At 72.0% G+C, this 23,172-nt stretch carries 24 protein-coding genes and 1 pseudogene; 16 read left to right on the top strand and 9 right to left on the bottom strand.

What is annotated here, in order from left to right:
* Window positions 1-26 precede the first annotated feature (26 nt).
* Complete coding sequence (locus AC07DF_RS22940) at window positions 27-629, top strand: hypothetical protein (RefSeq protein WP_478974237.1); 603 nt, start codon at window positions 27-29, stop codon at window positions 627-629.
* Between the two features lie 263 nt (window positions 630-892).
* Here the strand turns inward: AC07DF_RS22940 and AC07DF_RS22945 are convergent, their stop codons facing one another.
* Complete coding sequence (locus AC07DF_RS22945) at window positions 893-1,126, bottom strand: hypothetical protein (RefSeq protein WP_478974240.1); 234 nt, start codon at window positions 1,124-1,126, stop codon at window positions 893-895.
* 58 nt (window positions 1,127-1,184) lie between these two features.
* Between AC07DF_RS22945 and map the strand changes: the two genes are divergently transcribed.
* Window positions 1,185-2,042, top strand: a complete 858-nt coding sequence (map, locus tag AC07DF_RS22950) for a type I methionyl aminopeptidase (RefSeq protein WP_478974243.1) — start codon at window positions 1,185-1,187, stop codon at window positions 2,040-2,042.
* A 158-nt stretch (window positions 2,043-2,200) separates the two neighbouring features.
* A complete protein-coding gene (locus AC07DF_RS22955; RefSeq protein ID WP_478974246.1) occupies window positions 2,201-2,848 on the top strand; it encodes a biliverdin-producing heme oxygenase in 648 nt (215 codons plus the stop codon).
* Window positions 2,849-2,869: 21 nt separating this feature from the next.
* Here AC07DF_RS22955 and AC07DF_RS22960 read toward each other — a convergent pair whose 3' ends face one another.
* Window positions 2,870-3,514 carry a PhzF family phenazine biosynthesis protein gene (locus AC07DF_RS22960; RefSeq protein ID WP_478974249.1) on the bottom strand — a complete coding sequence of 215 codons (645 nt, stop codon included), beginning with the start codon at window positions 3,512-3,514 and terminating at the stop codon, window positions 2,870-2,872.
* A 66-nt stretch (window positions 3,515-3,580) separates the two neighbouring features.
* Here AC07DF_RS22960 and AC07DF_RS22965 point away from each other — a divergent pair, with 66 nt between their 5' ends.
* The 6 genes and pseudogenes from AC07DF_RS22965 to AC07DF_RS22990 all read left to right on the top strand — a co-directional run bounded on the left by AC07DF_RS22965 (window position 3,581) and on the right by AC07DF_RS22990 (window position 9,914).
* Window positions 3,581-4,666 (top strand): FecCD family ABC transporter permease, encoded by a 1,086-nt coding sequence (locus AC07DF_RS22965; RefSeq protein WP_478974252.1) that lies wholly within the window; start codon window positions 3,581-3,583, stop codon window positions 4,664-4,666.
* Entirely contained in the window at window positions 4,666-5,496 is an 831-nt protein-coding gene (locus AC07DF_RS22970; protein ID WP_478974668.1) for a heme ABC transporter ATP-binding protein, read from the top strand. The genes AC07DF_RS22965 and AC07DF_RS22970 overlap by 1 nt, the downstream gene beginning before the upstream one ends.
* 97 nt (window positions 5,497-5,593) lie before the next feature.
* The gene (gene efeO, locus AC07DF_RS22975; RefSeq protein ID WP_478974255.1) at window positions 5,594-6,742 is read left to right on the top strand and encodes an iron uptake system protein EfeO; all 1,149 of its coding nucleotides are present in this window, start codon (window positions 5,594-5,596) and stop codon (window positions 6,740-6,742) included.
* 12 nt (window positions 6,743-6,754) lie between these two features.
* Window positions 6,755-7,996: an iron uptake transporter deferrochelatase/peroxidase subunit gene (efeB, locus tag AC07DF_RS22980; RefSeq protein WP_478974258.1), complete on the top strand. Its 1,242-nt coding sequence runs from the start codon at window positions 6,755-6,757 to the stop codon at window positions 7,994-7,996.
* A gap of 5 nt (window positions 7,997-8,001) precedes the next feature.
* Window positions 8,002-8,959, top strand: a pseudogene (efeU, locus tag AC07DF_RS22985) (iron uptake transporter permease EfeU); the annotation flags it as partial.
* Complete coding sequence (locus AC07DF_RS22990) at window positions 8,922-9,914, top strand: SCO2278 family lipoprotein (protein WP_478974261.1); 993 nt, start codon at window positions 8,922-8,924, stop codon at window positions 9,912-9,914. The pseudogene efeU and the gene AC07DF_RS22990, both read left to right, overlap by 38 nt.
* A 41-nt stretch (window positions 9,915-9,955) precedes the next feature.
* Here AC07DF_RS22990 and AC07DF_RS22995 read toward each other — a convergent pair whose 3' ends face one another.
* A complete protein-coding gene (locus AC07DF_RS22995) occupies window positions 9,956-10,684 on the bottom strand; it encodes a bifunctional DNA primase/polymerase (protein ID WP_478974264.1) in 729 nt (242 codons plus the stop codon).
* Between the two features lie 192 nt (window positions 10,685-10,876).
* Between AC07DF_RS22995 and AC07DF_RS23000 the strand changes: the two genes are divergently transcribed.
* Entirely contained in the window at window positions 10,877-11,797 is a 921-nt protein-coding gene (locus AC07DF_RS23000; RefSeq protein WP_478974267.1) for a glycerophosphodiester phosphodiesterase, read from the top strand.
* Here AC07DF_RS23000 and AC07DF_RS23005 read toward each other — a convergent pair.
* The gene (locus tag AC07DF_RS23005) at window positions 11,776-12,405 is read right to left on the bottom strand and encodes a TetR/AcrR family transcriptional regulator (protein ID WP_478974270.1); all 630 of its coding nucleotides are present in this window, start codon (window positions 12,403-12,405) and stop codon (window positions 11,776-11,778) included. The genes AC07DF_RS23000 and AC07DF_RS23005 overlap by 22 nt on opposite strands.
* Window positions 12,406-12,528: 123 nt before the next feature.
* On the opposite strand from AC07DF_RS23005, the gene AC07DF_RS23010 reads away from it, so the two are divergent.
* Window positions 12,529-12,741 (top strand): DUF6243 family protein, encoded by a 213-nt coding sequence (locus AC07DF_RS23010; RefSeq protein WP_478974273.1) that lies wholly within the window; start codon window positions 12,529-12,531, stop codon window positions 12,739-12,741.
* Window positions 12,742-12,869: 128 nt separating this feature from the next.
* Window positions 12,870-14,213: a S28 family serine protease gene (locus AC07DF_RS23015; RefSeq protein ID WP_478974277.1), complete on the top strand. Its 1,344-nt coding sequence runs from the start codon at window positions 12,870-12,872 to the stop codon at window positions 14,211-14,213.
* Between the two features lie 7 nt (window positions 14,214-14,220).
* Here the strand turns inward: AC07DF_RS23015 and AC07DF_RS23020 are convergent, their stop codons facing one another.
* From AC07DF_RS23020 to AC07DF_RS23030, 3 genes are read right to left on the bottom strand one after another with little or no spacing between them, the layout of a single operon-like run.
* A complete protein-coding gene (locus tag AC07DF_RS23020) occupies window positions 14,221-15,207 on the bottom strand; it encodes a small ribosomal subunit Rsm22 family protein (RefSeq protein ID WP_478974280.1) in 987 nt (328 codons plus the stop codon).
* A gap of 47 nt (window positions 15,208-15,254) precedes the next feature.
* Window positions 15,255-16,457 carry a serine hydrolase domain-containing protein gene (locus tag AC07DF_RS23025; protein WP_478974283.1) on the bottom strand — a complete coding sequence of 401 codons (1,203 nt, stop codon included), beginning with the start codon at window positions 16,455-16,457 and terminating at the stop codon, window positions 15,255-15,257.
* Window positions 16,382-17,716 (bottom strand): multidrug effflux MFS transporter, encoded by a 1,335-nt coding sequence (locus AC07DF_RS23030; protein WP_478974286.1) that lies wholly within the window; start codon window positions 17,714-17,716, stop codon window positions 16,382-16,384. Before AC07DF_RS23030 ends, AC07DF_RS23025 begins: the two co-directional genes overlap by 76 nt.
* 86 nt (window positions 17,717-17,802) lie before the next feature.
* On the opposite strand from AC07DF_RS23030, the gene AC07DF_RS23035 reads away from it, so the two are divergent.
* The gene (locus tag AC07DF_RS23035; RefSeq protein WP_478974289.1) at window positions 17,803-18,846 is read left to right on the top strand and encodes a Gfo/Idh/MocA family protein; all 1,044 of its coding nucleotides are present in this window, start codon (window positions 17,803-17,805) and stop codon (window positions 18,844-18,846) included.
* On the opposite strand, the gene AC07DF_RS23040 is transcribed toward AC07DF_RS23035, so the two are convergent.
* The gene (locus AC07DF_RS23040; protein WP_478974292.1) at window positions 18,833-20,473 is read right to left on the bottom strand and encodes an alkaline phosphatase D family protein; all 1,641 of its coding nucleotides are present in this window, start codon (window positions 20,471-20,473) and stop codon (window positions 18,833-18,835) included. The two genes, AC07DF_RS23035 and AC07DF_RS23040, sit on opposite strands and share 14 nt — an antisense overlap.
* Before the next feature lie 134 nt (window positions 20,474-20,607).
* On the opposite strand from AC07DF_RS23040, the gene AC07DF_RS23045 reads away from it, so the two are divergent.
* The gene (locus AC07DF_RS23045; protein WP_478974295.1) at window positions 20,608-21,366 is read left to right on the top strand and encodes an SDR family oxidoreductase; all 759 of its coding nucleotides are present in this window, start codon (window positions 20,608-20,610) and stop codon (window positions 21,364-21,366) included.
* 285 nt (window positions 21,367-21,651) lie between these two features.
* Here the strand turns inward: AC07DF_RS23045 and AC07DF_RS23050 are convergent, their stop codons facing one another.
* Entirely contained in the window at window positions 21,652-21,978 is a 327-nt protein-coding gene (locus tag AC07DF_RS23050; protein ID WP_478974298.1) for a nuclear transport factor 2 family protein, read from the bottom strand.
* A 161-nt stretch (window positions 21,979-22,139) separates the two neighbouring features.
* Here AC07DF_RS23050 and AC07DF_RS23055 point away from each other — a divergent pair, with 161 nt between their 5' ends.
* Together AC07DF_RS23055 and AC07DF_RS23060 are read left to right on the top strand one after the other, a co-directional pair.
* Window positions 22,140-22,697, top strand: a complete 558-nt coding sequence (locus AC07DF_RS23055) for a DoxX family protein (protein WP_478974301.1) — start codon at window positions 22,140-22,142, stop codon at window positions 22,695-22,697.
* Window positions 22,698-22,743: 46 nt separating this feature from the next.
* Window positions 22,744-23,085, top strand: coding sequence for a MazG-like family protein (locus AC07DF_RS23060; protein WP_478974304.1), 342 nt, complete (start codon window positions 22,744-22,746; stop codon window positions 23,083-23,085).
* Window positions 23,086-23,172: the final 87 nt, after the last annotated feature.

Below are 23,172 nucleotides of genomic sequence, written 5' to 3' on the forward strand. Positions count from 1 at the left end.
GTCCGGTTCGGGCAGGGTGCGGTCCCATGGATGCCGTACGGGTCGCGCTGCTGCGGGAAGTGCTCGCCGGGACCGAGTGGCTGGGCGCCACGCGGCGGTTCGCCGGGGCGCTGCGGGGTTCGGTGGTGTCGCACGGTGGCGGGCTGCTGCTCGTCGGCACGCCGGAGTACGAGCCGTGGCATCTGGCCGCGCACCTGGTGGACGAGGCCGCGTGGTCGGGCACCCCGGAGCTGGCCCCGACGCTGGTACGGCACGACGCGCGCCCCTGCGACCCGGCGCACCTCGCGGTCGGCCTGGGACGGCTGGAGGCGGCCCGGCGGGGCGAGACGCTCCTGGTGGTGTCTCCCGAGGGACCTGCCGCGCCACTCCTTGAACGGGTGTCCGACGCCCGGCGTGCGGGGGCGACGGTCCTGGCCCTCGGCCCCGGCGCGGGGGAACTGCCGGCGATGTCCCACGAGTCCCTGGCCGTCCCCACCGGCTCCGAACTGGACCTGGACACCGTCCAGCACCTGGTCAGCGCGGCCGCCGGAGAGAACGCCCTCCCGACCCCCCGGGGCCGCCGCCGCTTCCGGGACAGAGTGTCAAGACTGGCGGAACACCTGACGGCCCCACCGCCCGCGCGCTGGTGAGCCGGGGCCCGGGGGCGTCCCGGGTGCGACGCGCGCGGTCAGTCGTGCCGCCTCGGGCCGGCCGCGCCGCACGGCCGCTTCCTGCTCATCTGTCGCGGAGAACACCGTCGGGCGCCGCCTTGGGAGCCGGCGAACCACCCGGCCCGCGGCCGGCAGCCGGAGCCGGTGGATGGAGGGTGTGCCGTGCGGTCGGTGCCCGGCCGGAACCTCACGATGGTCCGGGGACGGCACGAGCAGCCGCCCCCGGACGCCGGTGTACGTGCTCAGGCGGTGTCCTCGCGGCCGCCCGTCGGGGCGTCGTGCCACTTGGGGTCGTTCTCCCACTGGAGATTGCGCTCGCGGGCGGTCGCCATCGCGTGTTCGGCCTCCGTGCGGGAGGCGTACGGCCCGAAACGGTCCTTGTTGGGGCACTCCGGCCCCTCCTCGACCTTCTTGTGCTCCAGGCAGTAGTACCACTCACCCGGCTTGCCGACCGTGCGCTTCTTGAACAGGGCCATGACCAGCTCCTCTCGCCATCGACATGTTCCCCCATGGGCGCTGGTTAGACTCGCTGGCATGTCTGGCCAGTCACTGCTCGTCCCGGGGGAGCTGTCCCCCACCCGCCCCGTGCCCGGAAACATCCGCCGCCCCGAGTACGTCGGCAAGCCCGCGCCGACGCCGTACACCGGACCGGAGGTGCAGACCCCCGAGACGATCGAGGCGATGCGCGTCGCCGGCCGGATCGCCGCCCGGGCGATGGCGGAGGCCGCGAAGCTGATCGCCCCCGGGGTGACCACGGACGAGCTGGACAAGGTGGCGCACGCGTACATGTGCGACCACGGCGCCTACCCCTCGACGCTGGGCTACCGCGGCTTCCCGAAGTCGCTGTGCAGCTCGGTCAACGAGGTCATCTGCCACGGCATCCCGGACTCCACCGTCCTGCGCGACGGCGACATCATCAACCTCGACGTGACGGCGTACATCGGCGGCGTGCACGGCGACAACAACGCGACGTACCTGGTGGGCGAGGTCGACGAGGAGTCGCGGCTGCTGGTGGAGCGGACGCGGGAGTCCCTCGAGCGTGCCATCAAGGCGGTCCGGCCGGGCCGGCAGATCAACATCATCGGGCGCGTCATCGAGTCGTACGCGAAGCGGTTCGGGTACGGGGTGGTGCGGGACTTCACCGGCCACGGCATCAACAGCTCGTTCCACTCGGGCCTGATCATCCCGCACTACGACAGCCCGCACGCGACGACCGTCATCCAGCCCGGGATGACCTTCACGATCGAGCCGATGCTGACGCTCGGGACGCACGAGTACGACATGTGGGACGACGGCTGGACGGTCGTCACCAAGGACCGCAAGCGGACGGCCCAGTTCGAGCACACGCTGGTGGTGACGGACACGGGCGCGGAGATCCTCACGCTGCCCTAGCACCGCTCGCCCGTACACCGTCGAACGGCCCGCTCTCCTGGAGGGCGGGCCGTTTCTCATGTCCCGCGGGTTTTTACCGACGCCGCGTCGGGAAGTTTACCGACAACAGGTCGGCAAGGCTATTGACTTAGGTTAGCCTAACCATAGAAAGTGTCGCCATGGAATCCTTCTCGACCCTCATTCGGACCGCTTCCCGAGAGCAGCACGAGGAGGTCAGGGGCTCGACCTTCATGAGCGACCTGCTGGGGCGCAAACTGGGCGTCGACGCGTTCGCTCGCTACACGGAGCAGCTGTGGTTCGTGTACGGGGCGCTGGAGTCGGGGGCCGCGCGGCTGGCGGCGGACCCGGTGGCCGGCCCGTTCGTCCGCCCGGAGCTGTTCCGCATGGCCTCGCTGGAGCAGGATCTGGAGTATCTGCGCGGCCCCGGCTGGCGCTCGGGCATCAGCGCGCTGCCCGCCACCCTGGAGTACGCGGAGCGGATCACCGAGTGCGCCCGCGCCTGGCCGGCCGGCTATGTCGCGCACCACTACACCCGCTACCTCGGCGACCTCTCCGGCGGGCAGATCATCCGCGACACGGCCGAGAAGGCGTGGGGTTTCACGAAGAAGGGTGACGGGGTCCGCTTCTACGTCTTCGAGCAGATCCCCAACCCGGCCGCCTTCAAGCGGAGTTACTGCGCGCTGCTGGACGCGGTGCCCGGGGACGAGCTGGAGCGGCAGCGGGCCGTGGCCGAGTGCAAGCGGGCGTACGCGCTGAACAACGCGGTGTTCCAGGCGCTGGGCGAGGAGTTCCCGCTGTCGGCGTGAGCCCGGCGGCCACCGCCTGGTTCAGCGCTCGAGGTGCACCCGGCCGCCGACCTCGGTCCAGCCGCCCGGCTGGGGCGCGGTCAGCAGCTGGGAGCCTGCCCCCTGGGTGATGTTGAGGGCCCGGCCCAGCCGGTCGGTGAGCAGCAGGGCGGCCGCCCCGGTGGCCTCGTCCTCGTCGATGCCGTCACCGCGGCCGGGGAAGGCCCGGGCGCGGACCCGGCCGGCGGGCTCGTCCTCCCAGGCCCAGGCGTAGACCCACTCCCCCGGCGGCGGTACGGCCAGGTCGTCGACCTCGGCGGCGCTGCCGTACTGCCGCAGGGTGCGCGGCGGCACCCACTCCGCCCGTGCCTCGATCCAGCAGAACTCCCCGTCCTGCCGGGCACCGACCACTCCGGCGGGGACGACCAGTTCGGGCACGTCGAGCAGCCACGCCGTCCCGACACAGGGATGCCCGGCGAAGGGCAGCCGCAGGGTCGGCGTGTAGATGTCGATCACGCCGCGCTCGGGATCGTCGACGAACACGGTCTCGCTGAAGCCGAGTTTCGCGGCGAACTCCTGCCGGTCGCGCTCCTCGGGCAGCACCGAACCCTCGCGGACGACCCCGAGTTCATTGCCGTATCCACCGCGCGGCCCGCAGAAGACACGGAGTACGTCGTAGTCAGTCACGAGGGCAATTCTGCCTTGAACCTTTCCACCGCCGGGACGACCGACAGAGAGCGCAGGTAAGGCTGGATGACCGTACTGGAGAGGCCCGCCACGAGCGCACCGGCCGGGAGTCCGCCCCGAAGACGCCGTACGACGGCATGGCTGCTGGCCGCCGGACTGGTCGCCGCTCTTCTCATCCTGGTCCCGGTCGCCGCGGGCACGGGCGCCTATCCCGTCCCGGTCGGTGACGTCCTCGCCTCCGTGCAGCACCGGCTGGGACTGGGCGGCGGGGAGCTGGACCGGGTGGCCGAATCGGTGCTGTGGAACGTACGGTTCCCGCGGATCGTGCTGGCCCTGCTGGTCGGCGCCTCGCTGGGCTGCGCGGGCGCGCTGATGCAGGGCGTGTTCGGCAACCCGCTCGCCGAGCCGGGCGTCATCGGCGTCTCCTCCGGCGCCGCGGTCGGCGCGGTCGGCGCGATCGCCCTGGGCGTGAACGTCCTCGGCACCTGGACGGTGTCCGTCTTCGCCTTCGCCTCCGGTCTGGTGACCGTGCTGCTCGTCTACGCGATGTCGCGTTCGGGCGGCCGTACGGAGGTGGTGACGCTGATCCTCACCGGCATCGCGGTGAACGCCTTCGCGGGGGCGCTGATCGGCCTGTTCCTCTTCTTCGCGGACACCGCCGCGGTCAACCAGATCACCTTCTGGCAGCTCGGCTCGCTCTCCCAGGCGACCTGGCCGAAGGTGCTGGCGGTCCTGCCGTGTGCGGCACTCGGCCTGGCGGTCGCGCCCCTGTACTCCCGCCGCCTGGACCTCCTGGCCCTCGGCGAGCGGCCCGCGCGGCATCTGGGCGTGGACGTGGAGCGGCTGCGGATCGTGCTGGTCCTCGTCATCGCGCTGCTGACCGCGGCGGCGGTGAGCGTCTGCGGGATCATCGGGTTCGTGGGCCTGGTGGTCCCGCACCTGCTGCGCATGCTCGCCGGCCCCGGACACCGGTTCCTGATCCCGGGCAGCGCGCTGCTCGGCGCGCTCGTCCTGCTGGCGGCGGATCTGACGGCCCGTACGGTCGCCGCGCCCGCCGAACTCCCCCTCGGGGTGCTGACGGCTCTGCTCGGCAGCCCGTTCTTCTTCTGGCTGCTGCGCCGCACCCGGCGCCGACAAGGAGGCTGGGCGTGATCCGCCTGCGTACCCGACGTCCCACTCCTCCGGCCCGGCCCGCACCCGGCGACGTCCTGGCCGAGACACGGGGCCTGTGGGTCCGGCTCGGGGCCCGCGAGGTGCTGAGGGGGGTCGACCTGACGGTGCGCGCCGGTGAGGTCCTCGCCCTGGTCGGCCCCAACGGGGCGGGAAAGTCGACCCTGTTGAGCGCCCTGGCCGCCGACGTCCTGGCCGCCGAGGGGGTGGTGCGCGTCCACGGCCGCCCGGCGGCGGACTGGCCCGCGCCCGATCTGGCCCTGCGCCGGGCGGTCCTGCCGCAGTCCGCGGCGCTCTCGTTCCCCTTCACGGTCGAGGAGGTCGTCCGCATGGGCCGGGCCCCGCACGCCGCGTCCCCCGCCACGTCCCCCGCCGACGACGACCGGGCCGTCGCCGAGGCCATGGCCGCCACCGAGGTGACCGATTTCGCCACGCGCCCGTTCTCCGCGCTCAGCGGCGGCGAGCGGGCCCGGGTGGCGCTGGCCCGGGTCCTCGCCCAGCACGCCCCGCTCCTCCTGCTCGACGAACCGACCGCGGCGCTGGACCTGCGGCACCAGGAACTGGTGCTGCGGCTGTGCCGGTCAAGGGCGCACGCCGGTGACGCGGTGGTCGTGGTGGTGCACGACCTGGGACTCGCCGCGGCCTACGCGCATCGGGTCGCGCTCCTGTGCGCCGGTCGCGTCGCGGCGGACGGCCCGCCCGCCGAGGTCTTCACCGAAGGGCTGCTGACCGAGGTCTACGACCAGCGAGTCGAGGTCCTCCCGCACCCCAGGACGGGAGCACTCCTGGTGACCCCCCGGCGCGAGCCTTGACTCCCTCTTGACTCATTCATGAGGGCGATTTTGAGCCACACAAGCCATCCTTATGTGGCCCTTAGGTGAGCCTCACCTTCCCTTCCCTGGAGCCCTCATGCGACCCGCCAGCCCCGCTACCCTCGCGATCGCCGTCGCGGCGGCCCTCACCGCCGTCACCGGCTGCACCGAGAAGAGCAACGCCAAGGACGGCGACCACGTCGTCCACGTCACGGCGACGGACGACAAGTGCGAGGTGTCGAAGAAGGAGTTCCCGGCCGGGCACGTCGAACTGGCCGTCGAGAACAAGGGCTCCAAGGTCACCGAGGTCTATGTCCTCTTCCCCGACGACCGGGTGGTCACCGAGCGGGAGAACATAGGCCCCGGCACCAAGCAGCGCGTCACCGCCGAGGTGAAGGCCGGCGACTACCAGATCGCCTGCAAGCCGGGCATGAAGGGCAAGGGCATCCGCCAGGCCGTCAAGGTCACCGGCGGCAAGGCCGTCCAGCGCGACCCGCGCCTGGACAAGGCGGTGGCGGCCTACCGCGCCTACGTCCAGGCCCAGGCCGACGAGACGTTGCCCAAGGCCGAGACGTTCGCCCAGGCCGTCAAGGACGGTGACCTCGAAGCCGCGAAGAAGGCCTACGCCCCCTCCCGCATCGGCTGGGAGCGCACCGAGCCGGTCGCCGAGTCCTTCGGCGACATCGACCCGAAGGTCGATGTCCGTGAGGACGGCCTGGAGGACGGTCAGGATCCGGCCACCGACTGGACCGGCTGGCACCGCCTGGAGAAGGCCCTCTGGCAGGACAAGAAGATCGGCGACCGCGAGAAGGAACTCGCCGGCACGCTCATCACCGACCTGAAGGACTGGCAGAAGCGGGTCGGCAAGGCCGAGATCACCCCCACCTCCATGGCCAACGGCGCCAAGGAACTCCTCGACGAGGTCGCCACCGGCAAGGTCACCGGCGAGGAGGAGCGCTACTCGCACACCGACCTGGTCGACTTCAAGGCCAACGTCGAGGGCGCGCAGCAGTCGTACGAGCTGCTGAAGCCGGTCGCGAAGGAGAACGACGCGGCCCTCGTCACCGAACTGGACAAGCAGTTCACGGCGTTGAACACCCTGCTCGACAAGTACCGCCCGAACACCACGTCGTACGACTTCACCTCGTACGACAAGGTCGGCAAGGCGGACCGCAAGGAGCTCTCGGACGCGGTGAACGCCCTGGCGGAGCCGCTGTCCAAGCTCGCCGCCGCCGTCGCGAAGTAGGGGGAAGCGCCCATGACGGACGACGAGACACGCTCTCCCTCCCGGCGTTCCCTGCTCGGCTGGGGCGGCGCGGGCCTGGCCCTCGGCGCCGCCGCGGCCGGCGGAGCGGTCGCGATGGCCCGCGGCGACGACGAAGCCCCGGCCGGCGCCGGAGCCGCGGTTCCCTTCCACGGCGCGCACCAGGCCGGCATCGCCACCCCGGTACAGGACCGCCTGCACTTCGCCGCCTTCGACGTGACGACGGAGGACCGCGCGCAGCTCGTCCGGTTGCTGAAGGACTGGACGCAGGCCGCCCGGCGGATGACGGCCGGGCACCCGGTGGGCGAGGGCGCCTTCGGTGGCCTGCCCGAGGCGCCCCCGGACGACACGGGCGAGGCCCTGGGCCTCAAGCCCTCCCGCCTGACGCTCACGGTCGGCTTCGGCCCGGCCCTGTTCGAGAGGTTCGGCCTCGCGGACCACCGGCCCGAAGCCCTGGTCGACCTGCCGAAGTTCGCCGGCGACAACCTGGACGAGGCCCGTAGCGGCGGCGACCTGTGCGTCCAGGCCTGCGCGGACGACCCCCAGGTCGCCGTGCACGCGATCCGCAACCTGGCCCGCATCGGCATGGGCACCGTGGTAATCCGCTGGTCGCAGCTCGGCTTCGGCAAGACGTCCTCGACGACGCCCGAGGCGCAGACCCCGCGCAACCTGATGGGCTTCAAGGACGGCACGCGCAACATCGCGGGCACGGAGACGGACCGCCTGCGGAAGTTCGTATGGGTGGACGGGAAGGACGGCGGCCCGGCCTGGATGACGGGCGGCTCCTACCTCGTCGCCCGGCGCATCCGCATGCACATCGAGCCCTGGGACCGCACCTCGCTCCAGGAGCAGGAGGACATCTTCGGCCGCGACAAGGGCGAGGGCGCCCCGGTCGGCAAGGCCAAGGAACGCGACGAGCCGTTCCTGAAGGCGATGAAGCCCGACGCGCACGTCCGGCTGGCGCACCCCGACTCCAACCGGGGAGCGACGATCCTGCGCCGCGGCTACTCCTTCACCGACGGCACGGACGGCCTGGGCCGCCTGGACGCGGGCCTGTTCTTCCTGGCCTACCAGCGGGACGTCCGCGAGGGCTTCATCCCGATCCAGCGCAATCTGGCGACGGACGCGCTCAACGAGTACATCCAGCACGTGGGTTCGGCGCTCTTCGCGATCCCGCCGGGCGTCCGTGACAAGGACGACTGGTGGGGCCGGACGCTGTTCTCCGGGGAGGCGTAGACCCGATGTTCTCCAACTACCTGATCGGTCTGCGCGAGGGCCTGGAGGCGAGCCTGGTCGTCTGCATCCTCATCGCCTACCTGGTCAAGACGGACCGCAGGGACGCCCTGAAGCCGATCTGGATCGGCATCGGCGTGGCGGTGGCCCTCGCGCTCGGCTTCGGCTGCGCGCTCGAATTCGGCTCCCAGGAGCTGACGTTCCAGGCCCAGGAGGCGCTCGGCGGCTCCCTGTCGATCGTCGCGGTCGGCCTGGTGACGTGGATGGTGTTCTGGATGCGCCGCACCGCCCGCCATCTCAAGGCGGAGCTGCACGGCAGGCTGGACGCGGCACTGGCGATGGGCACGGGGGCGCTGGTCGCCACGGCGTTCCTGGCCGTGGGCCGGGAGGGCCTGGAGACGGCCCTGTTCGTCTGGGCCTCGGTCCACGCGGCGAGCGACGGCACACCGCGGCCTCTGGTGGGCGTGGGTCTGGGTCTGGCGACAGCGGTCGCTCTGGGCTGGCTGTTCTATCGTGGCGCGCTGCGCATCAACCTGGCCAGGTTCTTCACCTGGACCGGCGGCATGCTCGTGGTCGTGGCCGCGGGCGTCCTGGCGTACGGCTTCCACGACCTCCAGGAGGCCGACTTCCTGCCCGGCCTCACGGACAAGGCCTTCGACATCTCCGGCACGATCCCTCCGGACAGCTGGTACGGCACCCTCCTCAAGGGCGTCTTCAACTTCCAGCCCGACCCGACGGTCCTCCAGGTGACGGTGTGGCTGCTGTACCTGATCCCGACGCTGGCCCTGTTCCTGGCACCGGCCGGCCTCGGCCAACGCCGGACGACGACTGCCCCGGCCCGGGACAGCTGAGGCGCACCCACCCCGCCCCGACCGCCGGAGGCACCCGGTAGGGTTCGCCTCCGGAAAGGGGAAGGTGAAGGCACCCGATGATCAGGGATCGCGACCCTCGAACACTCCGCACGCTTGGCCGGAGGACCCTCATATCGGCCTCGGTGACCGCTTTGTCGTTGACGGCGAGCGGATGCGTCGTCGTGCACGGCGAACGGGAGATCCTCCCGTCGACCACCCGCGCCGAAGCCGCCAAGGCCCTCCAGGAGTTCACGACCGCGTACAACGACGCCGACAAGGCCTACGACGCCTCCCTGGACGCCGAGCACACCACCGGCGCCCTCGCCGACATCGACTCGGCCCGTCTGAAGGCCGGCCAGAAGAACAACCCGGGCGGCAACCCGAACCACACGCCGCTGAAGCTGACGGACGCGAAGTTCACGATCCCGAAGAAGGCCGGCTGGCCCCGCTGGTTCGTCGTCGACGCCGCCGGCAACAAGGGCGGCACGGCACGCTGGCTGCTCGTGTTCACCCGCAGCAGCCTCGACGACCCGTTCCAGGTCGCGTACCTGACCCTCGTCGCCCCCGGCAAGGTCCCGGAGTTCAAGAAGGACGCGGACGGCTGGGCCGAGGCGGTCCCGGTGAACTCGACCGGCCTGGCGGCGAACCCCGGCGACCTGAGCCAGACCTACACGGCGTATCTGAAGAACGGCGGGACCGTCTTCGCGGACGGCGCGCACACCAGCCAGTGGCGTGCCCTGCGCGAGAAGAACACCAAGAGGCCGGGCCTGGTCACCCAGTACATCGACGAGCCGCTGACGAACGGCGACTACGGGCCGCTGGCGCTGCGCACGGCGGACGGCGGTGCGCTGGTGTTCTTCACCACCCGGCACTACGAGAAGCAGACGGCCTACGCGGGCACCACGTTCCCGGCCCCCAACAAGGACGTGCTCGCCCTGACGAAGGGCGAGATCAAGCAGTCCCTCACGCTGGAGTTCGTCTCCAACGAGGTGGCGCTGGATCCGAAGGGCCAGGGCAAGGTGACGATCCTGGGCCGGATCCAGGGAATGACCTCGGCGGAGGGCTCGTAGCTCAGGCCTCGGCCGGCTCAGGCCTCGGCCGGCTCAGGGCCTCAGCGCCGCGAGGGCCACGCCGACCCCGAGGAGTCGGCGTCGGCGTACCGGCCGCCGACCTCGGTGAGCACCTCCAGCAGGCTCAACGGGTCCGGCAGCGCGTGCTCGGGCCCGCGCACCCACCGCACCGCCCGGCCGTCGCCGGGCAGCCGGGCCGGCGGCACGAGGACGTAGGAACCCCGGCAGTGCCAGCGCAGCCCGGGGTGCTCGTCCGCCGTCTCGGGGTGGCAGTCCAGTTCGCACGGCCACCACTCGTCCTCGTCCTCGGGCGTACCGCGGGTGAGGGTGAAGAAGAGCATGCGGCCGTCGTCGCTCTCGGCGACCGGCCCGACCTCGACCCCCTGCGCGAGCAGCCGCTCCAACGCGTCGCGACCGGCATCCAGGGGCACGTCGAGGACGTCGTGCACCATGCCGGTCGCGGTGATGAAGTTGGCTTCGGGCTGATGGCGGGCCCAGCGCTCGATCTGGGCGCGGTCGGTGGTGGACTGCGTCTGCCAGGCGAAGGACACGGGGTGCCGGGCCGGGGTGGGACAGCCGACGCGGTCGCAGGAGCAGCGGTAGCCGGCCGGGTGGGCGGCGGGCGCCAGGGGCAGTCCCGCGCCGGCGGCGGCGAGCAGCAGGGCCTCACGGCCGCCGTCCCCGGCGGTCTCCTTCGGCCGGCGCCCGGCGCGCAGCCACTGGGTGAGTTTGCCCTGCAGGCCGGTCCGGCCGCCGAACTCCGCGCTCATCTATCCCCTCGCCTCGCCGTCGTGCGGAACAGCATGCCCTATGGTCCCATCTTCCCGCGCACCGGGGGGCCAGTGCCCACATCCGGGGCAGGAGCTATGAGACAGGTACCGGTGGGGCGAGCGAGGCATATGCCACACCAAGATCGGTGTCATTGACGGCTTTGACCCGATATGGCGCCCTACCGTATCGCCATGGTCACAACGATCGCGCTGACGGGCCTGGCCACCGCGGCTTCCGTGGCCGCGCTGACCCTCGCGGGACACGGCACCGCCCCGATGCCGCTGGAGTGGGGCACCGGCCCGCTGACGGTGGCGGCACTCCCCCGGATCACGTACGTCGCACACCGCGGCGGCGCCCACGAGGTCCCCGAGAACAGCATGTCGGGGCTGATGACCGCCTACCGGCGCGGTACGGCGCAGGTGCTGGACTTCGACACACGGCTGCTGCGCGACGGCACGCCGGTGGTGTTCCACGACGAGACCCTGAACCGCACCACCTACCTGGGCGGCGCGGTCCGCGGCCTGGACGCCGGGGAGTGGCAGGGCGTACGGCTGCGCCCGAGGGACGTGCTGCCCGGGAGCTGGCGGTCGGAGCGGCCGCCGACGGTGGCGGAGGTCCTGGACCGTTTCGGCGGGCGGATCGTGCTGATGCTGGAGGCGAAGGATCCGCGGAGTCTGGACCGGCTGGCCGGCCTGATCCGGGCCCGTGGCCTGACCCGCTCGGTCTTCGTGAACTCCAACGACCCCGGCGTGGCCCGGCGCGCCCACCGCCTCGGCCTGCTCACACAGGTGTGGCGCTCGGCGCGGCAACTGCGCACGGACCGCCCGGAGCGCTGGCGGTCGTACGTCGATCTGCTGGACGTGGACCACCGGGCGCGCGACGCGGACCTGGTGCGGGCGGTGAACTCGGGGATCGCGCGGGTGTGGGCGCACACGGTGGTGACGGACGCGCAGCGGGACCGGGTGCTGGAGCTGGGGTGCACCGGGGTGATCACGGACGCGCCGGGGCGGCTGGCGCGCATCGCCGAGCGGCAGGCCTGGCAGACCCGGGAGGCCCGGGACTACGCCCAGCGGGACGCGCGGAGGGCCCTTCAGCGGGGCACGAGGCCGTGAAGGGCGTAGTCGACGAGGGTGTCGGTGTACTCGTAGGAGATCGGGCCGGTGTGCTGGAGCCAGCGCTGGGCGAGGGGGGAGACCCAGAGTTCGAGGGCGATGCGCGGGTCGACGTCCGGGCGGACCTGGCCGGACTCCTGCGCGGAGCGGACCCGGTCGGCGTACATCTGGAGCGACGGTTCGAGGAGCTTGCCCACCATGACGCGGCCCAGCTGCTCGTCGACCACGCCCTCGGCGGCCAGGGCGCGGGACGGCCCCTCGAAGCGGGGGTCCCGGAGCTGGTCGACGGTGAGGCGCAGGACGGTCTTGAGGTCGGCGGCGAGGTCGCCGGTGTCCGGGATGGCGAACTCGTACTCCGGGCCCGCGTCCCGGGACGCCTGTTCGCTCAGGTCGAGGAAGGCCTCCAGCAGGACGTCGGCCTTGGAGGACCACCACCGGTAGATCGTCTGCTTGCCGACACCGGCCCGGGCGGCGATGCCCTCGATGGTGGTCTTGGGGTAGCCGACCTCCGCGACCAGCGTGAGGGCGGCGTCGTAGATGGCGCGGCGGGACCTCTCGCTGCGCCGGGTGGAGTCGGGGGCGGGCTGCGCGGACTTCTTCAGGCTCATGGCTCGAATTTATCAGGTTGACAAGACGGTGCGTCTCGTCGGACAGTGTTGAGGTCAGTGCGAGACGAAACGTCTCGTCGCATCATCGCATTCAGGAATCGCATTCAGGAGAGGAGCCTCGACATGACCCGAGGCGGAGCCGGAAACATGCTGGGTGTCGGCGGATCGCGCAAGAACCTCGGCCGCAAGGCGCTGCGCGGCGGCGGCCGGGACGGCCGGATAGGCGGCGGTCTCGACCCGCAGGCCCAGAAGCGCGAGCTGCTGCGCAAGCTTCAGGAGAAGCGACAGCAACAGCGCGAAGGACAGGAGGGCGGTACGACCGACCGGTCGTCGTGAGCCTCCCCCGCCCGGGGGAGACCGTCCCCTCGCGCGCGGGATCCTCCCGGGACGTCCGGCGGATGTACTGAAGCGGTCGTGACACCACGGCCGAAACGGCGACCGACGGACACCCGGGAGGAAACACGATGGGCGTGTGGACGAGACGACGGCTGCTCACCTCGGCGGTCTCGGCGGCGGGCCTCGCCGCCACGGCGGCCGTACCCGCGCGGGCGGCGGGCGCAAGGCCCCGGCCGGGGGACGCCGACATCGCGGACACCCTGCGGGCACTGCCCGGAGTGCGGCTGATCGAGGAGCGGCAGGACGCCGAGCCGGGCTACCGGCATTTCGTCCTGGGCCTGCGCCAGCCGGTGGACCACACCGACCCCGCGGCCGGCACCTTCGAGCAGCGCCTCACCCTGCTGCACACCGCCGCAGACCGGCCCACGGTGCTGTTCAGCACCGGCTACCACGCGGTCCTCACCCCCCGGCGGACGGAACCGGCGACACTGCTGGGCGCCAACCAACTCCAGGTCGAACACCGTTACTTCGGCACCTCCCGCCCGGCCGGACCCGGCTATGCCCACCTCACCATCCGCCAGGCCGCCGACGACCATCACCGCGTCGTCCGACTCTTCCGCCGGATCTACCCCGGCGCATGGCTTTCCACCGGCGGCAGCAAGGGCGGCCTGGCGAGCCTCTACCACCGCCGCTTCCACCCCGGTGACGTGGACGGCACGGTGGTCTACTCGGCCCCGAACAACGTCGACGACCACGAGGACTCCGCCTATCTGCGCTTCCTGGAGACGGTCGGCACCGCCCCCGGCCGCGAGGCCGTCAAGGCCGCCCAGCGCCGGATGCTGGAGCACCGGACCGAGTTGGTCGCCCGCTACGCGGCCTGGGCCTCCACCACCGGCGACACCTTCCGGATCATCGGCAGCGCGGACAAGGCGTTCGAAATCGCCGTGCTGCGGGTGCTGTTCATGTTCTGGCAGCGCGCGACGCCGGCCGATGTCGCCGGGATCCCCGGCCCGGAGGCGACGACCGACGAGCTGTACGCATGGCTGGACAACTGGGCAGGGCTGTCCCTGTACGCCGACACCGCGGCCCAGCGGTACATCCCGTACTGGTACCAGATCGGCACGCAGCTGGGATACGGCGACATCCCCACCGCCCACGTGGCGGACCTGCTGCGCCATCCGGACGGCATCGCGGCGCGCAACTTCGTCCCCCGGGACATCCCCATGGTGTTCGACACGGCCGCCATGCCGGACATCGACCGCTGGGTCCGCCGCCGCGGCAGCCGGCTGCTGTTCGTCAACGGCGCCCAGGACCCGGCCGTGGCCGAGTACTTCCGGCCCGGGGGTGCCGACTCGCGGCTCCTGTGGGTACCGGGCGGCAATCACAGCGTCGACATCGCGAACCTGCCCCCCGCCGACCGGGCGTCGGCGGAGGAGGCGCTGTACCGCTGGGCCGGTCAGGAGGACCTCTGACAGCGGCTCAGCAGGGCGGCCAGGCGTCGCCCCAGTCCGCGTCGCGTGCGGCCTTGTACAGGTCGCCGTGGCGCTTGGTGACGGTGGCGCGGTTCAGGGACGGTTCCGTCTCGCAGAGGTCGAGGAGGACCTGGCCCTTGCGGGTCTGGGGCTTGCGGACGACGCGTGCGGGAGCCGGTTCCACGGGGAAGCGGGCGGCGGCGACGTAGCTGAACTTCTCGTCCTCGTAGGGGAGGGAGCCGCCCTTGACCTGGCGGTGCAGGGAGGAACGGCTGACCCGGGCGGAGAAGTGGCACCAGTCCGTGCCCGGGACGATGGGGCAGGCCGCGCTGTGCGGGCAGGGGGCGGCGATGCGGAAGCCGGCGGCGATCAGCCGGTCGCGGGCCTCGATGACACGGGCGTAGCCGTCGGGGGTGCCGGGTTCGACGATCACGACGGCTCGGGCGGCGTCCGCGGCGGCGTCGACGAGGGCGGTGCGGTCGGGGGCGGTCAGCTCGTTGAGGACATAGGAGACGGTGACGAGATCAGTGCTCTCGAGGGTGAGCGCCGCTCCGATCCGGGAGCGCTGCCACCGCACGTCCCTCAGGGCCGGGTTGGCCGCGGCGATCTCCCGGCCGAGGGCCAGCGCGGGCTCGGCCCAGTCGAGCACGGTGACGGGCCGCTCCCCGTCCCAGGTCGAGGCCACGGCCCAGGCCGCGGCGCCGGTGCCTCCGCCGACGTCCAGATGCCCCTCGGGCGCCCACCCGGGCACGGCGTCCGCGAACGCCTCCAGCGCGGACCGCACCGCCTCGAAGGTCGCGGGCATCCGGTAGGCCGCGTAGGCGGCCACATCGGCCCGGTCCCGGAGGATGGGAGCGTCGGTGGGCGTGGCCCCGCGATAACTGGCGATCAGCCGCTCGACCGCCCGCGAGGCCTGCCGGGCCGGCAGCCCGTCGAGCAGACCGGCGAGAGCGGTGCGGAGGATTTCGGCGGCCGGGGCTGCGGGGGCGTTCACCCGGCGATTCTACGAGGGCCCCGAGCGGTCGGGAGAGAGCAGTGCTCTCAGATCCCCCGCACCGCTCGTGCCACCCGGGTCCCCGCCGCCGCCCTCGGTGCGTTGTCCGGGCGGCGGCGCCGTGGGTGGACCGCGTTCGTCAGGAAGATCAGGAACGTGTCCGTCGCCGGGTCGAGGACGAGGGAGGTGCCGGTGAAGCCCGTGTGGCCCGCCCCGCCCCGGCCGGCCAGGTCGCCCATGAACCATGGCTGGTCCAGGGAGAAGCCGAGGCCGGGCGGGGTGAAGAGGAGGTCGACGAAGTCGGGGCCGAGGATGCGGGCGGGGCCGTAGGAGCCGCCGGCCAGGAGGGTGCGGCAGAACACCGCGAGGTCCCGGCCCGTGGAGAACAGGCCCGCGTGGCCCGCCACACCGCCCAGCGCCCAGGCGTTCTCGTCGTGGACCTCGCCCCGCAGCATGCCCCGGTCCGCCTTGGCCCACGGCCGCCGCTGGTCCTCCGTGGCCGCCGCCCCGGGGCACGGCCCGAACTCCGTCGCCGTCATGCCCAGCGGCCGGGTGATGCCGTCGCGGACGAGGACGTCGAGGGTGCGGCCCGTGACGCGTTCCAGGACGTACTGGAGAAGGAGCATGTTCAGGTCGGAGTAGCAGTACGTGCCGGGCACGCCGACCGGCGGCTCCGCCTGGAGCATCGCCAGCCGGTGCGCGGCGTCGGCGCAGTCGTACAGCGGAAGTTCGGGCCGCAGCCCGGAGGTGTGGGTGAGCAGTTGCCGCACGGTGAGACCGTGCCGGGCCGCCGCCGTGAAGTCGGGCAGGTACGCCCCCACCTTCGCGTCGATGCCCAGCGTGCCGCGCTCGATCTGCTGCACGGCGGCCACGGACGTGAACAGTTTCGTCAGGGACGCCAGGTCGAAGGGTGTGCCGACGGTCATCGGGACCCGGTCCTCGGCGGGCAGCTCCACACCGGCGTCGGCGTCCTCGTCGTAGGCCGCGTACCGCACGGCCCAGCCCGTCGCCTCCTCCACCGCGATCACGGGACCGCGCCCGACGACCAGGACCGCGCCCGGTGCCCAGGGGCGCCGCCCGGTGGTGAGGACGTGGACCTCCCGGACAAGCTGACGCAGTTCCGCGGGGTCGAGTCCGGCCCGTTCCGGCGTGCCGTCGCGCAGTCTCGGTGCGCTCAGCTCTCTTCTCCCTCCACGCTCACGCGCGTGCTCTGCGTCGTCGAGTCCTTCTCGGCCTTCGAGGCCTTCCAAGGTCGGCACATTCCCACGAAGCAGGCCACTGCCACCAGTGCGGCGGCCAGTTGGACGACGGCCATCGGGACGGCGGTGTCCTCGCCGGCGACGCCGACGAGCGGGGAGGCGATGGCGCCGATGAGGAACGACGACGTGCCGAGCAGGGCGCTCGCGGAGCCCGCGTTGTGCTTGGTGCGCATCAGCGCGAGGGCCTGGGTGTTGGGCAGCGTGATGCCCATCGCGGACATCAGCACGAAGAGCGCGGCGGCGACGGGCGCGAGACCGACCTCGCCGAAGACGCCCGTGGACATCAGCAGCAGCGCGGTCGCGGCGGTGATGACGATCGTCAGGCCGATGCCCAGCACCCGGTCCAGGCTGACCCGGCCGACCAGGATCTTGCCGTTGATCTGGCCGACGAGGACCAGACCGACGGAGTTGACGCCGAACAGCAGGCTGAACGTCTGCGGGGAGGCGCCGTAGATCTCCTGGATGACGAACGGGGACGCCGAGATGTAGGCGAAGAGCGAGGCGAAGGCGAAGCCGCCGGTGAGGGTGTAGCCGGCGAAGGAGCGGTCGGCGAGCAGGCCGCGCATCGCGCGCAGGGCCTCGCCGACACCGCCGCTGTGGCGCTCGGCGGGCGGCAGGGTCTCGGGCAGCCTCGTCCAGACCAGGACGCCGATCGCGATGCCGATGCCGGTGAGGACGACGAACACGCCACGCCAGTCCGTCACGCGCAGGACCTGTCCGCCGATCAGCGGCGCCACGATGGGGGCGACTCCGGAGATCAGCATGAGGGTGGAGAAGAAGCGGGCCATGGCCATGCCGTCGTAGAGGTCGCGGACGACGGCCCGGGCGATGACGATCGCGGCGGCGCCCGCGAGGCCCTGGGCCAGCCGGAAGGCGACCAGGAGTTCGACGGTGGGGGCGAGGGCGCACAGGACGGTGGCGACGACGAAGACGGCGAGCCCGGCGAGCAGCGGGCGGCGGCGGCCCCAGCGGTCGCTCATCGGCCCGACCACGAGCTGGCCGAGCGCCATGCCGGCCAGACAGGCGGTGAGCGTGAGCTGGACGGTCGCGGCGGGCGCGTGCAGGGAGCGGGTGACCTCCGGCAGCGACGGGAGGTACATGTCCATCGCCAGCGGCGGTACGGCCGTCAGGCTGCCGAGGAGGAAGGTGACGAGGAGCCCGGTGCGACGGTGCGATGTGAGGTCGGGCCGCTCCGCCCCGGCTGCGGCCCCCTGCGCGGTGTTCGATATGGACGCCCCACCCTCGGGCATGAGTCCCTCCCTGTTCGATTCGATCGCCCCCTATGCTCTCAGCTCGTACGGACTGCTCGGGGTCACAAGGTGAAGGCGGGGCGGGAATGACGGCGGACACGGTGCGGTGGGGCATCCTGGCGACCGGTGGGATCGCGGCCGCTTTCACGGCGGATCTGATCGACCTGCCGGACGCGGAGGTCGTGGCGGTGGCGTCGCGGTCCGAGGAGTCGGCGAAGGCGTTCGCGGAGCGGTTCGGGATACCCCGGGCGTACGGCGACTGGAACGCGCTCGCGCGGGACGAGGACATCGATGTCGTCTACGTCGCCACGCCGCACACCGCGCACCGGACCGCCGCCGGTCTGTGTCTGGCGGCCGGGCGGAACGTGCTGTGCGAGAAGCCGTTCACGCTGAATGCCGGTGAGGCGCAGGAGCTCGTCGCGCTGGCGCGGGAGCACGGGCGCTTCCTGATGGAGGCCATGTGGATGTACTGCAATCCGCTGGTGCGGCGGCTGAAGTCGCTGGTGGACGACGGCGCCATCGGCGAAGTGCGCAGTGTGCAGGCCGATTTCGGGCTGGCCGGTCCTTTCCCGCCCTCGCACCGGCTGCGGAATCCGGAACTGGGCGGGGGCGCGCTGCTCGATCTCGGCGTGTATCCGGTGTCGTTCGCGCAGCTGCTGCTCGGGGAGCCGTCGGACATCGCCGCGCGAGCGGTGCTCTCGGAGGAGGGCGTCGATCTCCAGACGGGAGCCCTGCTCTCCTGGGAGAGCGGCGCTCTCGGTTCGGTGCACTGCTCCATCGTCGGCGGTACGGCGACCTCCGCCTCGGTCACCGGCTCGCAGGGCCGTATCGACATTCCGGACGGCTTCTTCTTCCCGGACCGTTTCGTGCTGCACCGGGACGGCCGTGACGCCGAGGAGTTCACGGCCGATCCGGCGGACGGGCCGCGCAACAGCCTGCGCCACGAGGCCACCGAGGTGATGCGCGCCCTGCGCGCCGGTGAGACCGAGTCGCCGCTCGTCCCGCTCGACGGCACGCTCGCGGTGATGCGGACGCTCGACGCGATCCGGGACCGCGTCGGCGTCCGCTACCCCGGCGAGACGGGCGAGTCCCCCGATGAGACGGGCGAGCCGCGCCTCACGCCGGCTTGAGCCCCTGCTCCCCCACCTCGGTCACGAAGGACGCGGCCGTAGTGATCGGCGCCCCCTGCGTGGTCACGTACGGCACGGTCTTGAAGTCGGCCCGCGCCGACTCCTGCCCCAGCGCGACCGTCACATAGCCGCGCCGCCCGTTGAAGAACTTCAGGTGCGGGTTGGCGCCCATGTAGGTGTCCCAGGTCGGGGGCTTGTCGGCGCCGTCCCGGCCGCTGGAGATCGAGGTGGCCACGATCTCCGTGCCGAGCGTGGCCGAGGTCTGGTCGGCGAAGTCGTCCTTGATGTCGAAGGCGTACGCCGAGTGGACGTCGCCGCTGAGCACCATCAGGTTCTCGACGCCTGCGGCCTTGGCGCCGTCGAGGACGCGCCGGCGTGAGGCGCTGTAGCCGTCCCAGGCGTCCATCGACACCCGTGACGGGGTGGTGGCGTCCATGTGCCGCCGGGCGAACATGACCTGCTGCGGTACGACGTTCCACAGCGCCCGCGAGGAGCGCCAGCCGTCGAGCAGCCACCGTTCCTGCGTCGCGCCGGTCATGGTGCGCGCCGGGTCGTCGGACTCGGGTCCCGGGACGTGCGCCTGGTCGCCGTAGGCCTGGTCGGAGCGGTACTGGCGGGTGTCCAGGACGTCGAACTGGGCGAGCCGGCCCCAGGTCAGGCGCCGGTAGAGCCGCATGTCCGGTCCGGCGGGGCGCTGCGGGCTGCGCAGCGGCTGATTCTCCCAGTAGGCGCGGTAGGCGGCGGCGCGGCGCAGCAGGAACTCCTCCGGCGGGACGTCGTTCTCTGGGATCTCGTCGGCGTAGTTGTTCTCGGTCTCGTGGTCGTCCCAGGTGACGATGAAGGGGTGCGCGGCATGTGCGGCGCTCAGGTCCGGGTCGGACTTGTAGAGGGCGTACCGCAGGCGGTAGTCGTCCAGGGTCAGCGTCTCGCGGTTGAACAGGTCGGGCAGGGTGCGGTCGGTGTACTTGCGCTGGCCGCCTGCGGAGTTGACGGCGTACTCGTAGAGGTAGTCGCCGAGGTGGAAGACGAGGTCGACGTCGTCGGCGGCGAGATGGGCGTACGGCGTGTAGTAGCCGTCGTGGTAGGCCTGGCAGGAGACGGCGGCGAGGGTGAGTCCCGGGACGCGGCTGCCGGGGTCCGGGGCGGTGCGGGTGCGGCCGGCCGGGCTGACCCAACGGCCGACGCGGAAGCGGTAGTAGTAGCCGCGGCCGGCCTCCAGGCCGCTCACCTCGACGTGGGCGGTGTGGTGGAACTCGGGGTGCGCGGTGACGGTGCCGCGCCGGGCGATACGGCGGAACCGCTCGTCGTGGGCCAGTTCCCACTGGACGGTGACGCGTTCGGCGGGCAGTCCGCTGTCGGCCTGGAACGGGGCGGGTGCGAGGCGGGTCCACAGGATCACGGAGCCGGGCAGCGGGTCGCCGGAGCCGACGCCCAGCGTGAACGGGTCCTTGGTGATCCGCGCGGCGTCGAGTTCGGCGGCGGCCGCGACTCCGGCCGAGGGCAGATTGGTCGCGAAGGCCAGCGCGGCGGCGGCCCCGGTGGTGGTGAGGAAGCCGCGGCGTCCGATGTGCCGGGCGGCCGCGCGGAGTTCGGGGGCGTGCTGGGACGGGCGTGCTGCGGGTGTCATCCGGTCCTCCCCTGGCGAATGGCTGCACGGGGCATTGGAGTGGCCGGGGTCGACACCTGGTCGACGTGTACACCGCACTCACGTGACGGACGGATGAGTTCCGGATGGCGGGGCCTCCCGTACGCTGCGGGCCCATGAATGCCAAGGAAAATGCAGTCGCGGTGGTGACCGGGGCGGGTTCCGGTATCGGCCGGGCGGTCGCCGTGGAACTGCTCCGCGCGGGCTGGTCGGTGGCGCTGGCGGGCCGGCGCGCCGAGACGCTGGAGGAGACGGCGGCCCTGGCGCCCGAGGGCGCGGCTCTCGCCGTACGGACCGACGTCTCACGGCCCGAGGACGTGGCCGCCCTGTTCGCCGGCACCGTCGGGCGCTTCGGGAGGATCGACCTGCTGTTCAACAACGCGGGCACGTTCGGGCCCGGCGGCGTGCCGGTCGAGGAGCTGCCCTACGACGCCTGGCGGCACGTGGTGGACACCAACCTCAACGGGGCGTTCCTGTGCGCGCAGGCGGCGTACCGGCAGATGAAGGAGCAGGACCCGCGGGGCGGGCGGATCATCAACAACGGGTCCATCTCGGCGCACACGCCCCGGCCGCACTCGGTGGCCTACACGGCGACGAAGCACGCGCTGACCGGCCTGACCAAGGCGCTGTCGCTGGACGGGCGGCCGTACGGGATCGCGGTGGGGCAGATCGACATCGGCAACGCGGCGACCGACATGACGTCCCGTATGCAGACGGGAGCGCTGCAGGCGAACGGTGAGGTGGCGCCGGAGCCGGTGATGAACGTAGCCGATGTGGCCCGCACGGTGCGGCACATGGCGGAGCTGCCGCTGGAGGCAAATGTGCAGTTCGCGACCGTACTCGCTACGGCGATGCCGTACATCGGGCGCGGCTGAACGCCGGTCCCGAGGTCGTCAACTCGTCAACCTACACAAACGGAATTTCAACGTCCGCACTATTGCGGCCGGTCGGGCGCTTATGCTCAACTCTTCTACACCAAAGCTTCACACTTGGAGCAGAAGGCTTCCGTAGGTCAGACCCATCGACCACATCCAGGGGGGAGTCGGCAGTCGTTCCACGGCACCGGGTGGGGGTGGACCCCGCGTGGGACCGCGGGGTACGCACCGGTACGTGGAACGACTGCCGCACAGCGCGCGGCGCGAAGAACGGGGCGATGTCCTTCAGGCCTGACCGGTCTCGAAGCGGGAGATCCTGCCGTCGTCGTCGACCGTGAAGCTCCACCGGGTGCGCATCTCGCCCCAGGTGTCGTTGTTGTAGTGGGCGACGAGGGATCGACCGTCGTTGGACTCGCTGTCGACCCGCATATGGCCGTGGGAGAGGAAGATCTCCCGGTCCACCCAGTCGGCGAGGTCGCGGTCGGAGCCGTCGTCCGCCATGGTCGCGCCCGGCGCGAGGAGCTCCATGAAGCCCTCGCGGTCGTGGTTGTTCACGGCGGTCACGAAGGCGCGGACGGCCGGGTCACTCAGGCGCGTGGTCTGAATCGTCATGCCAGTCAGCCTCGTACCGGCCGGCGGACGTCGCCACCCGTGCCACCCGAACGGCGTCCCGGACGGCTCCGCCGGGTGTCGCGGGAGGTCAGCGATGCCACGGTGGAAACACGAAGGGAAGTTTCCGAGTGTTTCCGCTGCCGGCTCCAGGAGATGACGACGTGACGCTGCGCAACCGACGTGACCTGGGACTGCTGCTGCTCCGGCTGGGGATGGGCGGCACCCTCGCGGCTCACGGCACACAGAAGCTGTTCGGCTGGTTCGGCGGTGGGGGCATCGAGGGAACCGGCCACTTCATGGAGTCCGTCGGCTACGTCCCCGGCAAGGCGAGCGCCACGGCGGCGGGTATCGCGGAGACCGGCGGCGGCGCGCTGCTGGCCCTGGGCCTGGCCACGCCCGCCGCAGGTGCGGCGGCGGCCGGCGCGATGGCCGGCGCGGCAGCGGTGCACGCCCCGAACGGCTTCTTCAACCAGGGCGGCGGCTACGAGTACGCGGCAACACTGGGCCTGACGGCCGCGGGCCTGGCCGTCACCGGCCCGGGCCGGCTCTCCCTGGACCACGCGCTCGGGCACGCGGTGAACCGCGGCTGGATGATCCCGGCGGCCTTCGCCGCGACGGCGGCGGGAACCGCACTGGTCGTGGGGGCACGGACCAGGCGGCTGCGCAAGGCGCAGGAAGGCGAGCAGGATCCGCTGTTCGACGAGGAGTACCTGGAGTAGGGCGACGACTCCGGGCGTTGTCAGACCCTCGTGGCAGGCTGCGCCCATGAGTGACCAGACACCGCCCGGGCCCGACCTGTGGGCCACCATCGACACCCTGTCGGAGTGGCTCGACACCAACCGCCCCGCCGAGGGCCGCGAGGGCGTACTCCTGCGCATCCTGAAGCTCTCCGAGGAGGTCGGGGAGGTCTCGGAGGCGGTGATCGGCGCGACGGGTCAGAACCCGCGCAAGGGCGTCACGCACACGTGGGACGACGTGCAGGCGGAGCTGTGTGACGTCGTCATCACGGCACTGATGGCCCTGCGGACGCTGACGCCGGACGCGCGGGAGGTGTTCGGACGGCATCTGGAGCGGGTGAGGGAGCGGTCCCTGGCCTCGCCGGGCTGATCACCCGATACTCCACAACACCCCGCCCCCGCCGCTTCGTCGGGCTACGCTTCGAACGAATATGCCGAGCGGCCGAATCCTGGCACT

Source organism: Streptomyces sp. NPDC044719, assembly GCF_056433405.1.